This is a genomic window from Bacillus sp. 196mf, from assembly GCF_003217275.1.
Classification (GTDB): Bacteria; Bacillota; Bacilli; order Bacillales; family Bacillaceae_G; genus Bacillus_A; species Bacillus_A thuringiensis_S.
This window is the reverse complement of sequence record NZ_QJTG01000001.1, coordinates 759394-772946: the sequence shown is the minus strand read 5'-3', so window position 1 is coordinate 772946 and position 13553 is coordinate 759394. Positions and strand designations below refer to the sequence as shown.

Here is a 13553-nt window from a genome sequence, read left to right as displayed (position 1 = left end):
ATACAGAAAAACACCCAAGAAGTAACAAAGCTTCTAATCCGCCTGTTCCACCTTCTAGAGAAAAACGGGCGGAAATCTCACAGATATGAGAAGAAAACGGTCTTCGATATCATGGGTGTTCATTATGAGTATAGTATAGCTAGAGAACAAAAGAAAGCTGCATAATTTTAAAAATAAAACTCGTTAGAGTTTATTTAGCATGCGTATTTTTAAGAATAACCAATATGTTGAACAGTTTTTAACTGTTTTGAAGGGAATCCCATTTTATTTTTGTTCTTAAGTTGATGGGCATGTGTAGCGTCCCCTAAATTACTTATTAATCTTCTTAAAAAAATTAATACGAAAGATAATGGCAATACTACCGCTAATATTAATAAAATAGCTTCCATTAAGTAACCCAAGCGCTCATCCCCCTCTTTACCTCCTTTTCAATATATGAAAACAGCGTTGTCACATATGCATGCATTTGCAAAAATAATACACCTATATTTGACAACTTTATAACAAAAACAAATCGGAATGATTATTATTTATTGCAACTTTATTAAAGATGTATTATACTAAGTTCGCAAACTAAAACGTAATTATTCCGTTTTGTATTAAAATGATATTTTTCTTCTATAATTGGGGAAAATATATCCGTAAAAAAGAAAAGAGGAGAACTTCATGCCTAAAAGATTGACTATATTTTCATTCTTACTTATTTTTATCTTAATTTTCGCTGGCTGCTCAAATAAAAAAGAAAGTAATGCCAAGAAAGATGGAAAGCTAACAGTTTATACAACGATTTTCCCACTTGCTGATTTCGCAAAGAAAATCGGTGGCGACTATGTAAATGTTGAAGCAATTTACCCACCTGGTGCAGATTCACATACATTTGAACCAAGTCAAAAACAAACAGTACAAGTTGCAAAAGCCAATTTATTCGTTTATAACGGCGCTGAATTAGAACCATTTGCTGAAAAAATGGAAAAAACATTACAAAAAGAAAATGTTAAAATTGTAAATGCATCTAAAGGTATTGAGCTTCGTGCTTCTACTGAAGAAGAGCATCATGATCATGGAGATGGCCATAAAGAAGATGAACATCATCACGATAAAGATCCACATGTTTGGTTAGATCCTACTCTAGCAATGAAACAGGCAGAAAAAATTAAAAATGCACTTGTAGAATTACAACCTGAACATAAAAAAGAATTCGAAAAAAACTTTGCAGCACTTCAAACTAAATTTACTGATTTAGACGATCAATTTAAGGCAGCTGTAGCGAACGCAAAAACGAAAGAAATTTTAGTTTCTCATGCTGCCTATGGTTACTGGGAACAACGATACGGCCTAAAACAAATTCCTATCGCTGGAATTTCAGCTTCTGATGAGCCATCTCAAAAACAGCTTGCTGACATTACAAAAACAGTAAAAGAACATAATCTAAAATATATTTTATTCGAAACTTTCTCTACTCCAAAAGTAGCATCTGTTATTCAAAAAGAAACTGGTACAAAAGTTTTACGCTTAAATCACTTAGCTACTGTTTCTGAAGATGATGCAAAAAATAATAAAGATTACTTCACTTTAATGGAAGAAAACGTAAACACATTGAAAGAAGCAACAAACTAATACATTATATTTTCTAGGCAGCTGAATCTAGTATTCAGCTGCCTTTTTATGTATTTATCCTTGACTTGACCAAAATAACAAGTAAAATTATCCATATTAGCTTTAAAGCTATATTAATTTAGAAGGTGAGTTGGAATTATGAATCTTCACATTTGTGAAGTAACAGCAAAAAATTGGCGTTCAGTAGTTGCTTTAGACGTCGCAAAAGATCAGCAACAATTTATTGAAAGTAACGCGTTTTCTTTAGCAGAATCATTATATGAAGGAAACGGAACGTCAGTAGGTTTATATGATGGAGAAACACTTGTAGGTTATGCAATGTATGGATGGTATTCAGTAAAACATAAAAGTGTATGGCTCGATCGCTTTATGATTGACCAACAATATCAAGGAAAAGGATACGCAAAACGTTTCCTTCGCTTACTCATTCAATTCTTACAAGAAAAATTTGAATGCAAAATAATTTACTTAAGTTTACATCCAGACAACAAACTTGCAATGGGACTGTATGAATCATTTGGTTTCCGATTAAATGGTGATATTGATGATGAAGGTCCAGTTGTGGGTGTTGTAATGGAGTTACTAATAGACGAAAATACAAGCCTGTGAAAACAGGCTTTTTATTATACATGTATCAATTTTTAGTTTCTTTCCCTTATTTAATTCTGTTTTGTAATCTAATAGAATGCTCATAAAAAATAAGCCTGCAATTTACGCAGACTTATTTCACACACTCCTCGAAATGTTCTTGGAACCACTCTTTATTAATATCTCTTCCGATAAAAACTACTTCACTTACTCGCTCTTCACCCTCTTGCCACTCTCTATCGTACGAAGCGGCAAATAACGTATGTACACCTTGGAAAACGATACGTTTATCTACTCCGTCTATCGATAAAATTCCTTTGTAACGATATAAATATTCCCCTAGCTCTTGAACGACAGCTGACATCCACTCATTAAGCTTTTGTAAATCCAGCGGACGTTCTTCACGTAATACAAATGATTTCACACCTTCTAAGTGGTTATGTTCTTTATGAGGGTAAATTTGCAACGTATCTTTCGTTTTAAACGTTTGAATTTGTAATAAAGATGGTATATCTACCTCACAGTTAGTCGCCTCGATTAACTTTGCAGTCGGGTTAATTCCTTGAAGTTCATGCAAAAGATTTTCTTTCTCACTCTCTTCAATTAAGTCTAATTTATTTACTAAAACGACATCAGCAAACGCAATTTGCTCTTTTGCTTCTAATCCTTTTTCAAAATGTTTATGTATATGATAACTATCTACCACCGTTACAACACCATTAATTTGGTATGCAGATTGAATGACTGGATCTAAAAAGAATGTTTGAATAATCGGCCCTGGATTTGCAAGGCCAGTCGTTTCAATTACTAAACCATCAAAATCCATTTTCCCTTCTGCTTTTACGTCCAGTAACTGTTTTAAAGCAACAAGTAAATCTTCACGTACAGTACAGCATAAACAGCCATTTGTCATTTCCATAATTTCTTCTTCTACATTCATAATCAACTGATTATCAATGCCAATTTGCCCTATTTCATTTACAATCACCGCTAATTTCTTACCGTGATTTTCTGATAAAATACGATTTAATAAAGTCGTTTTCCCTGATCCAAGAAAACCAGTTAATATTGTTACTGGAATCATTTCGTACCTCTCCTTATAGCTATATGTTTCTACATTATAGCATATAGAGAAAATCATTTTTGTAGCAAAACATATTTATTGTCTGTACACCTAATTAACTATATAATAACATGTAGTAAGAAAGCCTTTTCAAAACAATATTATTCATCAAGGGGGTACTTATAATGGAACGAGTTCAAATGAATGAAACGCTAGAATTCTCTCGTATTATTCAAGGATTTTGGCGTTTAGCAGAATGGAACATGACAAAACAAGAATTACTTTCTTTCATTGAAGATTGTATGGATATGGGAATTACTACTTTTGATCACGCTGACATTTACGGCGGATATACGTGTGAAGGATTGTTTGGAGAAGCTTTACAATTAAAGCCTTCCTTACGAGAAAACATGCAAATTATTACAAAGTGTGGAATCGCTCCCCCATCACCGAAATTTCCAGAGCGATATGTTGCTCACTACAATACTAGTGCAGAGCATATTATGCAAAGTGTAGAAGCATCACTTAAAAATTTACATACAAATTATATTGACGTATTACTTATTCATCGCCCCGATCCTTTTATGGATCCAAATGAAGTGGCAAAAGCATTTTCACAATTAAAACAAGAAGGAAAAGTTCGTCACTTCGGTGTATCTAACTTCTTACCTTCACAATTTAATATGTTAAGTTCGTACTTAGATTTCCCGCTTATTACGAACCAGATTGAAGTTTCTGCATTGCAGCTTGAGCATTTTGAAAAAGGGACAATTGATTTATGCCAAGAAAAACGAATCAATCCAATGATTTGGTCACCTCTTGCTGGTGGGGAAATCTTTACTGGTCAATCAGAACGCGCCGTACGTGTACGTGAAACTATGCAAAAAGTTGCTACTGAGCTAGGTGTTACTAGTATCGATACGGTTATGTATGCTTGGTTACTTGCTCATCCAGCTAATATGATGCCAATCGTTGGATCTGGTAAATTAGATCGTGTAAAAACGGCGGCTCTTGCTACAAACGTTAACTTAAATCGTCAACAATGGTTTACAATTTTCGAAAGCTCTAATGGACATCCTGTACCATAATGCATAAAAAGAAGAGCTGTTTTCTTACAGCTCTTCTTTTTCATATGTATTTCTAGTCATGGCAAATACACACATATCCCTTAATCCGTTTCCATCTACCGCAACACTCGCACTTTCTAACGTACCTTCTAACTTAAAGCCTAATTTCTCAGGTATCGCTCTACTCTTTTCATTTAAAGAATCACAACGAATTTCTACACGGTTTGCTTTCAATTCAGAAAAAGCGTAATCCGTTATACCTTTCGCAGCCTCTACCATATAGCCTTTTCCGCTAAACCTTGTATCAATCCAATATCCGATTTCAAATTGAGGTATATCCCAATTAATACGATGTAATCCGGCTGAAGCAATAAATTCACCTGTTTCTTTCGAAAACACTAGTAATCTTAAATCCTCACGTTGCAAAAATTGAATATGTGATTTTCTAATACTTTCTTCTATTTCTTGCTCTGTTTGCTCTTTTTGTGCAAACACCATCCAAGGTTTTAGTTCTTCTATTGAAGCCTGAATTGCATCATATACAACTTTACCATCTCCTGGTTTCGGCATTCGAATAAAAAGCCTGTCAGTATAAAATTCAGAAGGAAAATCGAATAATAACGGATTCACTGTAAACACTCCCTATATTTCTTTTATATATAATAATATCCATCTCAAATTATATAGTAAAGAATTTTCTGAATTGAAAACCTTTTACTCATTCACTTCCACCGCTACACGAATTCCAGATTCAATCGCACCTTGAATCCATCCGTGATATAGCGTTGTATGATCTCCAGCGAAGAATATTCTCCCCTCTGGTTTGACAATCGCTGGTTGCAGCTCAGATTCTTGACCTGCTTGAAAAAGTGCAAATCCTCCAAGCGCATACGGATCCAATGTCCAGCTTTTTGATATTCCAGATATGAACTCATCATACACTTGACCACCTAATATTGTTGCTAAGTTGTGTAATGCGTAATAAATACGATCACCTTTTGATAAACCATCCCATAACAATGCGTCATAAGACCATGTATAGCTACCTAACATCATAGCCGGTCCTTTCTCACCAATTCCATAACTTGGATAATAGGCATAACGAATTGGCAAATCTGTTATAATTCTGCCACCTAATTGTCCTTGTTCTTCCCAAAATCGGCTTTTAAATTGAATTCCTATTTTCGTCGCAGGCATATAATGTAATTCACGAATTGCTTTCCATTTTTCATGAGATATAGAATCAAACGGATCTACTTCTACAAAACGCATTGTCGAAAACGGAATGGTAACAATAACTAAATCTCCTGTAATACTGCTATATTCAAAAGTTTCCTCGTTCCGATAGAAAGCTGTCACACCATTATCGTGTTGATGTAGCTTCATTAATTTTTGATTATATATAATATTCTCTTCTAATTGCGGTAAAAATGACTTTGGCAATCTATCGTTCCCGCCCACAATTTCACAAAATCCGCTCTCCTCTTGCATAATGTATAGAAAGCGTAAAGTCTCTACAAACGATCGTTCCAAAAAACCTTCTAAATCTAATAGAACACCAATCATCTCAATTGTTACTGGCGAAAAGTAAGTATTATACTGATAAGGGTGATACTTCAAAAATTGTCCTGTGGAATATCTCCCAAAATCCTTCACTACAACATCCCAATTTTTCTCTGGATTTCTTTTAATAAAATTTATTATCGGCTGTACTGCTAATAACAATAGTTCTTCAGACGTTTTTCCCACTTCATTCATTTCCACAGGATACCTTAAAATACTTGGATCCTTTTCATATTGTTTCAACGTCGTTTTTCGTCCATTTACGTATATAATATCCGTCTCATTTCTATTAATAAATGGACTCACCTGTAGCCCAAATTTTCTTATATAAGCCATCGTTAATGTATGCGAATACGGAATTCTCATTGCTCCGACATCTAAATATAATCCGGTATCTTCCATTCTAACCGTTTCTATACGGCCACCTACCCGGTTGTTTGCTTCAAAAATTTTCACATCATGTCCTGCAGCCTTTAATAAAGATGCTGAAACTAATCCAGCCATACCAGCTCCCACTACAATAATTTGTTTTGGATTTATCGTCTTCTTCAATCCTTTATCTATAACTTTTAACGCTTCATCCATTTCAGTGTTATACATTATATCTTTCTGCACAATTCCACCCCTTACTTCATCAAATGGACGTTAGTGGTTTAGTGCATTTTATTCATAAATCTCCATAAACATAACACCATTGCAATTTGAATATTCACTAAAAGTACATAAGAGACAGATTTCATATTTCTTTATGCTTCGTATAATATAGCAACCGCAACGAAGGAGTGACTAAAAAATGAAACATACTTATGATTACCACGCTACAAAAAAGCATTTAGAATTAAAGAAACAAAACTTATGTAAAAAACTTAGCAATATGACACTATCTGAAAAAGAACGTGAACAGCTAAAATGTGAAATTGACAACTATGAATATATTTTAAATCTGGTCGAAATGAATCATTATGAACGCGGATTTTCTCGTTAAAAGCGGAAATAGGATTATCCGCTTTTCATTTTGAGCATTTCACTACGCATTTTTCATAAGTAAATATATAATAGGATGTACATTAAGATTGAGAGGTATATTCTATGATCAAGTTAAGTGTATTAGACCAATCACCTATTTCAGATGGTAGCACAGCAGCCCAAGCTTTTTCACATACAGTTACGCTTGCACAAGAAGTTGAAAAACTCGGATTCACACGTTTTTGGGTATCCGAACATCATAATTCCGTAAGCTTAGCTGGTTCAAGTCCAGAAATACTTATTTCTCATATTGCAGCAAAAACGGACCGTATTAGAGTCGGTTCAGGTGGTGTTATGTTACCACATTATAGCCCATATAAAGTTGCTGAGAATTTCCGTGTTCTAGAAGCACTGTATCCGAACCGCATCGATCTCGGTGTTGGTAGAGCTCCTGGTGGTATGCCAATAGCAACTCGCGCACTTCAAGAAGGGAAAATGGTCTCACTTGATCAATATCCAGAACAAATTGCAGACGTTGCAATGTACTTACATGATCAAATACCAGAAAACCATCACTATGCAAACTTAAAAGCTACTCCAGTTATCCCAACATCTCCTGAAATGTGGATGCTCGGTTCTAGCGGAGAGAGCGCTAAAATTGCTGCAAACAACGGAGCTTCTTTCGCATTTGCACAATTTATTAATGGCTTCGGAGGCCCTGAAGTTATGAGGGCTTACCAAGAACAATATCAGCCTTCATTTTTAGGAGATAAGCCTAATTCAATCGTTGCCATCTTTGTTATATGCGGAGAAACAAATGAAGAAGCGGAAAAAATTGCTTCTAGTTTAGATTTATCAATCTTATTATTAGAGCAAGGAAAACGAACTACTGGTACACCTTCTATTGAAACTGCTCAAAATTATTCATACAGTGCTTATGATTTATTCCGTATAAAAGAAAATCGTCAACGTATGATTGTTGGTGATCCGTCTTCTGTAAAAGAAAAAATAATAAACTTAAGCAAAGCATACAATACTGACGAATTTATGATTGTCACGATTACCCATCAATTTGAACATAAATTAAAGTCTTATCGCTTACTAGCAAATGCTTTTAATTTATAACTCTAAAAAGAGATGCATCACATATGATGCATCTCTTTTTCTTACTACTTATTGTTTTTATTTCCTATATATTCAATAGCTTCTTTTAATAGCTCATCAAAGTTAATAGGATAATCATGATCTAAGTTAGGCACAACTTTATACTTATGTTCTATATTCTTATCTCTTAATAATCGTACAAATTGCTGCGTGGATTCGAAACAATCTTCATCTTGATCCCCGCATACTATATATCCTTTTATATGTTTATCCTGCAGCACTCTTAGCAACTCATCCCATTCTTCAATCTCAGGAAGCCATGGTGCCATAAAAATAAAACCATCTACATCTATATCTTTTTGTAAAATCGTATATAAAGCTACTCTTGCCCCTGCAGAAAAACCACCAATTATCACATTTTCTACTGTATGATTTTCTATAAACTTATTGTAATGCTCTTTTAATTCCCCTTTCCCTCTCTCTAAATCATCCCAAACAAATCCATCTGAAAACTGAATTTGTGAAGACTGTAGTAAAGCTAACGTGTAATCTTGTGTCAAAACTGATTTCCAATATGGCTCTATTATTTGAATATTTTCTTGGTCACCATGTATTGTAAGTAGTAGATTCCCCTCTTTCTTGCTATATATATATTTCACATCTGGTCTTTCCTTTTTATGTGCTAATTCTTCTCTTTCTTTACATAATTGCACCATTGTATGAAATTCTTTAAATTTATGTAGTGATTTTAAATCTTCGTCGGAAATCAAATATTCATTTCCATACCAGAATCCCTTTTCTATAATGGCCTCCCTCATTAAATGTAATGCTTCTTTTTCAAGTCCTGATGCACTTGCGAGCGCATACTTAAAATTATATATTTGCGCCTCATTCCCTATTACACCTATAGCGTTTTCCATTATATAATTGTACGCTTCAAAACTTCCTTTATTTGCATAACAACGTAACGTTTCATTTAATAATTGAATGTAAGTCATACTATTTTTCATGTACCAATTCCCCCGAAACTTTTTATAATATTTATTTTGCGAATCTTTATACCACTTTGTGAAGATTTTATATAACTCGCCCTAGCAATATCTTATTCTCCGAATGATACTTAATAGTTATCCTTCTCTGTCCAATACATTTAATATAAATATCAATAAACTGAAAAGTCAATATTTTAACAAACAAAAAAAAGACAACAATATATGTATTGTTGTTTTCATTACGTCTACCCGCTCTTTTGTTTTTTTCTATCTGGTTTACTTGAAACTAAATAATGTTTTTCTGAAATATATAAGTCTCTTTTTAAGCTACGATTTAAGTAAGGTCCTAGTTTCATTCCGCATATGAGGCGATCTTCGCTACCTTCAACAATTGGGAACATTTCTTTTTCTGTTACGTATTGATCTACTGCCTTTTGTACGACATCAATTTCTTTCACTAGGTTTAAATTTTCTGCTGTATGTTCAAATACCTCAAGCGTTTCCTTCGTTATGAGAAAATCATTTGTTGGAAATGCAGGTAAATACGGTTTTAACAAATCATAATTTACTGTATAATCTTCATTTACTAATACTGTATAAACGATATTAGCATTCGTTTCTAAAAACTGAGCCATCGCTTGTTCTAATTCATCTTTCGTAATTTCCCGCTCTTCTTTTCCAGTTCTGAAAAAGCGAAACATCGCATCGCCTCCTTTTTACTATATTATAGCATAAAAGAAAACTGAAAAATCATAAAAAAACCCATTGAAATAATTTTTCAATGGGTTTCTTTATATTTTTTATCGTTATTTTAAGAATGCACTTAGCATCCATACATGTTGTTCTAATGTTGTATGAATTGCTAACAGCATGTCAGCTGATGTTTCATCGCCAGCTTCGCCCGCAACTTCCATACCTTCTTTTAATTCTTGAATAAGTGCAGAATAATCATTCACTAATGTTTGCACCATTTCTTCTGCAGATTCTTTGCTTGTCCCTTCGCTGACACTAGATGTTGCGAGATATTCTTTCATTGTCGCTAATGGTTTACCTTCTAAAGCTAAAATACGTTCTGCTAACTCATCAATATACGTTCCAGCTTCATTATAAAACTCTTCAAATTTCTCATGTAATGTAAAGAAGTGTGGCCCTGTCACATACCAGTGATAATTATGTAATTTCACATATAACACATTCCAGTTTGCTACCTGCTTGTTTAATACTTCAACAACATTTGTTTTCGTACTCATACAATCCACTCCTCTTATCATTTTGTAATGTTTATCTTTTAATAACCTAATTACATTTTACCATACATTCCCTTTCCTTTCGAACAATCGGCTTATATGTAACAAAGTTTTAACACCTTTAATACTTCCCTAATATCATTTAATTCATGTATTTTTTCAAACACTTCATACGTCTAATTGTCCAAGCTCATACATATGCATAATAGTACATCAAGCTCATCATAGTAGAAAGAGGGATAACATGGACAATCAACAATGGCAAGTAGCAAAGAAAGTAGCTGCTACTTATATCGGAACTGTCGTTGGAGCTGGATTTGCTACTGGACGAGAAATTGTTGAATTTTTCACAGTGAATGGATTATACGGGACAATTGGCATATGTGTAAGTGGATTTTTTTTTATTTGGCTCGGCACAAAGATGATGTTACTTTCATCACAAATCGGGGCATTTTCAGCGCAAGAATTTAACAAATATTTATTTGGGGATGTATTTGGGAATGTTGTAAACACATTATTATTACTCGTTTTATTCGGTGTAACGAGCGTTATGTTATCAGGGGCTGGTGCAGTATTTGAAGAGCAACTTCGCTTACCAAGACAACTCGGTATTCTCATTACAGTTATCGCTTGTCTCATTATAAGTAGCCGCGGATTACAAGGTGTTTTTGAAGTAAATACACTTGTCGTACCTATTATGATGATTTTTATTATCGGACTTGCTATTACAACCTTTTTTCACGGTACACCTTCCATTAATAACACTATTCCTGCAGAGAGCTGGAATATGAAATGGATTACTAGCCCTATTACATATGTCGCCTTAAATCTTTCTCTCGCCCAAAGTGTTCTCGTCCCATTAGCCAGTGAAGTAAAGGATCGAAAAGCCATTTTTTGGGGTGGGATTTTAGGTGGTGCTGGACTTTCTTTAATTTTATTATGCAGCCATTTAGCAATCTTATCAGTCGATCAATTTTATCAATATAACATCCCAATGGCTGAAGTCATAAGAAGATTTAATGCAACTTTTCATTTCTTCTTCGTTCTCATTATTTTCGGTGAAGTTTTCACAACTTTAGTTGGTAATGTGTTCGGAATGACAAAACAGATGCAATCTATTACTGGGTGGAAAAATCACAATATTATTTTCTTCATTTTACTAATTAGTTATTGCTTTAGTTACATCGGTTACAGTGACTTACTTCATATTCTATATCCTATCATCGGATGGGTAAGTATTGTTATACTTCCAATCATTGCGTTTAAACAACTTCAAAAAACATAAAAAAGCATCCATGTTATTGGATGCTTTTTTATGTTCATTCACAATCATCACATACTTCCCAGTACGGTCCCATTTCTAATGCTAAATACGGCTTTAACTGCAACCGGATCATTCGACTAGGCATGCGCTCTAAAACAAATTGAATACCTTCTTCATCTTCGTCTAATTCAACTTTTGAAATCACAATTCTTTGTATAGTCGTAATGGGAATTCCATCTTTATATAAAGTGATTTTCACCTCATCGTATTCATTAAAATACAATTCGACACTCATTTGATTTTTCAGTATTTCATCAACAATTTTATATGTATCATTTTGTTCTTGGATTATATATTTCCATCCGCCTCTATCTTCTTTCGGAGCTGTTTGAAATAATGTCTCCAAATCCTCGTATAGCATAAGATAACCCCTCTCTTACTAAAAAACGATGAGTATTTTATATACCCTTTATCTCTATCACTATCCATAGCTATTGTACCATATATCACCGTTCTTACCGTATTCATTTGCTTCATAGATACTTATAAAATAACTAATTCTATCTCCATTATTATGTTATATTACCTCATTACTCCATACACTCTTACAAGTTTAAATAGCGTCAGGATTTAATCCATGCAAATATTGTCTACTCTCCGCTTTTATTAGCTCACAGCATTCATACTTTTATATATAGTAAGACTACCACAAATAAAAAAGGAGAGTGACTTATACCACTCCCCTTAAAAGAAATTCCCTATAGCTGCTAAAACTAATACGATTATTAAAATTGCAAATAATAATGAGACAATGAAACTAAAAATAGGTAACGCTTTCTTTTCATTCTTCTTAAATAGTAACTTTAAACTAAGAAAAATATTTACTGGTACAAGTATAAAATAAAAATATTTAACAATTTGTACCGAGCTATTCGAAAGTGTTTTTAATATAAACACTTCAATTAGAAAAACAATAAAAAATGAAATACTTAGCCAAAATGAGACGTAACTAAGCCAAGAATGTCTTTTTGTCCCCCAATACACTCCCATAATACTCTCCTTTTATTTGTATTCTATACGTTAATAATTATACACAAAGCTAACAAATACCTCTATTTTTCGACAAACATTATGCAAAATGCCATTTTAAACGTCATAAAGGAAGTCTACATCCCTATTTGATTTTACACAATAAAACAGACTACCCTCTAGTGGCATAATGCTACTAGGGATAGTCTGTTCTCTATTAAACTTTAAATCTGTCAATTAGTCCTTGTAACTCTTCAGCCATTTGAGATAACGTGCCCGCTGCGGATCCAATTTCCTCCATCGAAGCTAGCTGTTCTTCAGCTGAAGCCGCAACATTTTGTGTGCTTGTTGCATTATTTTGCGCTGTCATTGCAATTTGTCCTACCGAAATAGATACTTCATTTGCCCCTTTTGACATTCCATTAGCCGTTTCAACCATCTTCTTAATTTGATTAGCTATTTCATTTGTAGATTGTAAAATTTCAGCAAAGTTTTGCTTCGTTTCATTTGCGATAACAAGTCCAGATTGAACTTCCTCATTTACATGATTCATAGATTTGACTGTCTTACCCATATCATCTTGTATTTCACATATTAATTTACTAATTTCACTAGAAGATACGCTAGACTGCTCTGCCAATTTACGCACTTCATCTGCAACAATTGCGAAACCTCTTCCATGCTCACCGGCTCTTGCGGCTTCAATCGCCGCATTTAGAGCTAGAAGGTTTGTTTGATCTGCAATATTTTGAATTACTTCTAAAATATCACCAATTTGTTTTGATTTATTATTTAGTAATTGTATAACTGCATCTGATTGTGACACAGATTCTGCAATAGACTGCATCTGGTTTACTGTTCTTCCTACTAGTTTCCCACCATCTTCTGCTTTTTCACGAGTATGTGCAGAAGCCGTATTAATAGATGATGAACTATTTGCTACATGTTGAATTCCTTCCGTTACATCAAACAGTAACATAGCGCCATTTTCTACGCTTGTTGTTTGCGTCGTTGCCCCACTTGATATTTCATCCATTGCGATTGTGATTTGCT

General features: G+C 33.9%; 16 protein-coding genes and 1 pseudogene. 7 read left to right on the top strand and 10 right to left on the bottom strand.

The features are described from left to right. Positions 1-165 (top strand): annotated as a pseudogene (locus ATL10_RS04235) (IS4 family transposase); the annotation flags it as partial. Positions 166-209: 44 nt separating this feature from the next. Here the strand turns inward: ATL10_RS04235 and ATL10_RS04230 are convergent. Next, positions 210-401: a hypothetical protein gene (locus ATL10_RS04230; protein WP_110496468.1), complete on the bottom strand. Its 192-nt coding sequence runs from the start codon at positions 399-401 to the stop codon at positions 210-212. Positions 402-666: 265 nt separating this feature from the next. Here ATL10_RS04230 and ATL10_RS04225 point away from each other — a divergent pair, with 265 nt between their 5' ends. Next, on the top strand, positions 667-1617 hold the full coding sequence (locus tag ATL10_RS04225) for a metal ABC transporter substrate-binding protein (RefSeq protein WP_098508742.1): 951 nt from the start codon (positions 667-669) through the stop codon (positions 1615-1617). A gap of 138 nt (positions 1618-1755) precedes the next feature. Beyond that, a complete protein-coding gene (locus tag ATL10_RS04220; RefSeq protein ID WP_001048677.1) occupies positions 1756-2226 on the top strand; it encodes a GNAT family N-acetyltransferase in 471 nt (156 codons plus the stop codon). A gap of 112 nt (positions 2227-2338) precedes the next feature. On the opposite strand, the gene ATL10_RS04215 is transcribed toward ATL10_RS04220, so the two are convergent. Then, complete coding sequence (locus ATL10_RS04215) at positions 2339-3289, bottom strand: CobW family GTP-binding protein (protein ID WP_053564697.1); 951 nt, start codon at positions 3287-3289, stop codon at positions 2339-2341. A gap of 164 nt (positions 3290-3453) precedes the next feature. On the opposite strand from ATL10_RS04215, the gene ATL10_RS04210 reads away from it, so the two are divergent. Continuing rightward, the gene (locus ATL10_RS04210; RefSeq protein WP_098235585.1) at positions 3454-4356 is read left to right on the top strand and encodes an aldo/keto reductase; all 903 of its coding nucleotides are present in this window, start codon (positions 3454-3456) and stop codon (positions 4354-4356) included. 24 nt (positions 4357-4380) lie between these two features. Here the strand turns inward: ATL10_RS04210 and ATL10_RS04205 are convergent, their stop codons facing one another. Both ATL10_RS04205 and ATL10_RS04200 read right to left on the bottom strand, forming a co-directional pair. Beyond that, positions 4381-4965, bottom strand: a complete 585-nt coding sequence (locus ATL10_RS04205) for a GNAT family N-acetyltransferase (RefSeq protein ID WP_097924396.1) — start codon at positions 4963-4965, stop codon at positions 4381-4383. Positions 4966-5049: 84 nt separating this feature from the next. Then, entirely contained in the window at positions 5050-6513 is a 1464-nt protein-coding gene (locus ATL10_RS04200; RefSeq protein ID WP_141541691.1) for a flavin monoamine oxidase family protein, read from the bottom strand. 178 nt (positions 6514-6691) lie between these two features. On the opposite strand from ATL10_RS04200, the gene ATL10_RS04195 reads away from it, so the two are divergent. After that, entirely contained in the window at positions 6692-6883 is a 192-nt protein-coding gene (locus tag ATL10_RS04195; RefSeq protein ID WP_000683366.1) for a DUF3896 domain-containing protein, read from the top strand. A 104-nt stretch (positions 6884-6987) separates the two neighbouring features. Then, a complete protein-coding gene (locus ATL10_RS04190) occupies positions 6988-7989 on the top strand; it encodes an LLM class flavin-dependent oxidoreductase (protein ID WP_000594040.1) in 1002 nt (333 codons plus the stop codon). Between the two features lie 44 nt (positions 7990-8033). On the opposite strand, the gene ATL10_RS04185 is transcribed toward ATL10_RS04190, so the two are convergent. From ATL10_RS04185 to ATL10_RS04175, 3 genes are all read right to left on the bottom strand, one after another. Beyond that, complete coding sequence (locus ATL10_RS04185) at positions 8034-8978, bottom strand: alpha/beta hydrolase (protein WP_071731025.1); 945 nt, start codon at positions 8976-8978, stop codon at positions 8034-8036. A gap of 227 nt (positions 8979-9205) precedes the next feature. Beyond that, positions 9206-9661: a DUF3939 domain-containing protein gene (locus ATL10_RS04180; RefSeq protein WP_000488209.1), complete on the bottom strand. Its 456-nt coding sequence runs from the start codon at positions 9659-9661 to the stop codon at positions 9206-9208. Positions 9662-9766: 105 nt separating this feature from the next. After that, positions 9767-10210, bottom strand: a complete 444-nt coding sequence (locus ATL10_RS04175) for a Dps family protein (protein WP_000105199.1) — start codon at positions 10208-10210, stop codon at positions 9767-9769. A gap of 241 nt (positions 10211-10451) precedes the next feature. On the opposite strand from ATL10_RS04175, the gene ATL10_RS04170 reads away from it, so the two are divergent. Beyond that, complete coding sequence (locus ATL10_RS04170; RefSeq protein ID WP_000370207.1) at positions 10452-11492, top strand: YkvI family membrane protein; 1041 nt, start codon at positions 10452-10454, stop codon at positions 11490-11492. A gap of 34 nt (positions 11493-11526) precedes the next feature. Here ATL10_RS04170 and ATL10_RS04165 read toward each other — a convergent pair whose 3' ends face one another. From ATL10_RS04165 to ATL10_RS32285, 3 genes are all read right to left on the bottom strand, one after another. After that, positions 11527-11892 (bottom strand): DUF3979 family protein, encoded by a 366-nt coding sequence (locus tag ATL10_RS04165; protein WP_000965063.1) that lies wholly within the window; start codon positions 11890-11892, stop codon positions 11527-11529. A 323-nt stretch (positions 11893-12215) separates the two neighbouring features. Continuing rightward, the gene (locus tag ATL10_RS04160) at positions 12216-12521 is read right to left on the bottom strand and encodes a hypothetical protein (protein WP_000539572.1); all 306 of its coding nucleotides are present in this window, start codon (positions 12519-12521) and stop codon (positions 12216-12218) included. A gap of 196 nt (positions 12522-12717) precedes the next feature. Continuing rightward, positions 12718-13536: a methyl-accepting chemotaxis protein gene (locus ATL10_RS32285; protein WP_420913082.1), complete on the bottom strand. Its 819-nt coding sequence runs from the start codon at positions 13534-13536 to the stop codon at positions 12718-12720. Positions 13537-13553 lie beyond the last annotated feature (17 nt).

Coding starts and splice junctions, on each gene's coding strand:
- ATL10_RS04210 (WP_098235585.1), top strand. CDS start 3,454: ATGGAACGAGTTCAAATGAATGAAACGCTAGAATTCTCTCGTATTATT.
- ATL10_RS04170 (WP_000370207.1), top strand. CDS start 10,452: ATGGACAATCAACAATGGCAAGTAGCAAAGAAAGTAGCTGCTACTTAT.
- ATL10_RS32285 (WP_420913082.1), bottom strand. CDS start 13,536: ATGGATGAAATATCAAGTGGGGCAACGACGCAAACAACAAGCGTAGAA.
- ATL10_RS04190 (WP_000594040.1), top strand. CDS start 6,988: ATGATCAAGTTAAGTGTATTAGACCAATCACCTATTTCAGATGGTAGC.
- ATL10_RS04220 (WP_001048677.1), top strand. CDS start 1,756: ATGAATCTTCACATTTGTGAAGTAACAGCAAAAAATTGGCGTTCAGTA.
- ATL10_RS04225 (WP_098508742.1), top strand. CDS start 667: ATGCCTAAAAGATTGACTATATTTTCATTCTTACTTATTTTTATCTTA.
- ATL10_RS04165 (WP_000965063.1), bottom strand. CDS start 11,892: ATGCTATACGAGGATTTGGAGACATTATTTCAAACAGCTCCGAAAGAA.
- ATL10_RS04195 (WP_000683366.1), top strand. CDS start 6,692: ATGAAACATACTTATGATTACCACGCTACAAAAAAGCATTTAGAATTA.
- ATL10_RS04160 (WP_000539572.1), bottom strand. CDS start 12,521: ATGGGAGTGTATTGGGGGACAAAAAGACATTCTTGGCTTAGTTACGTC.
- ATL10_RS04180 (WP_000488209.1), bottom strand. CDS start 9,661: ATGTTTCGCTTTTTCAGAACTGGAAAAGAAGAGCGGGAAATTACGAAA.
- ATL10_RS04175 (WP_000105199.1), bottom strand. CDS start 10,210: ATGAGTACGAAAACAAATGTTGTTGAAGTATTAAACAAGCAGGTAGCA.
- ATL10_RS04215 (WP_053564697.1), bottom strand. CDS start 3,289: ATGATTCCAGTAACAATATTAACTGGTTTTCTTGGATCAGGGAAAACG.
- ATL10_RS04185 (WP_071731025.1), bottom strand. CDS start 8,978: ATGAAAAATAGTATGACTTACATTCAATTATTAAATGAAACGTTACGT.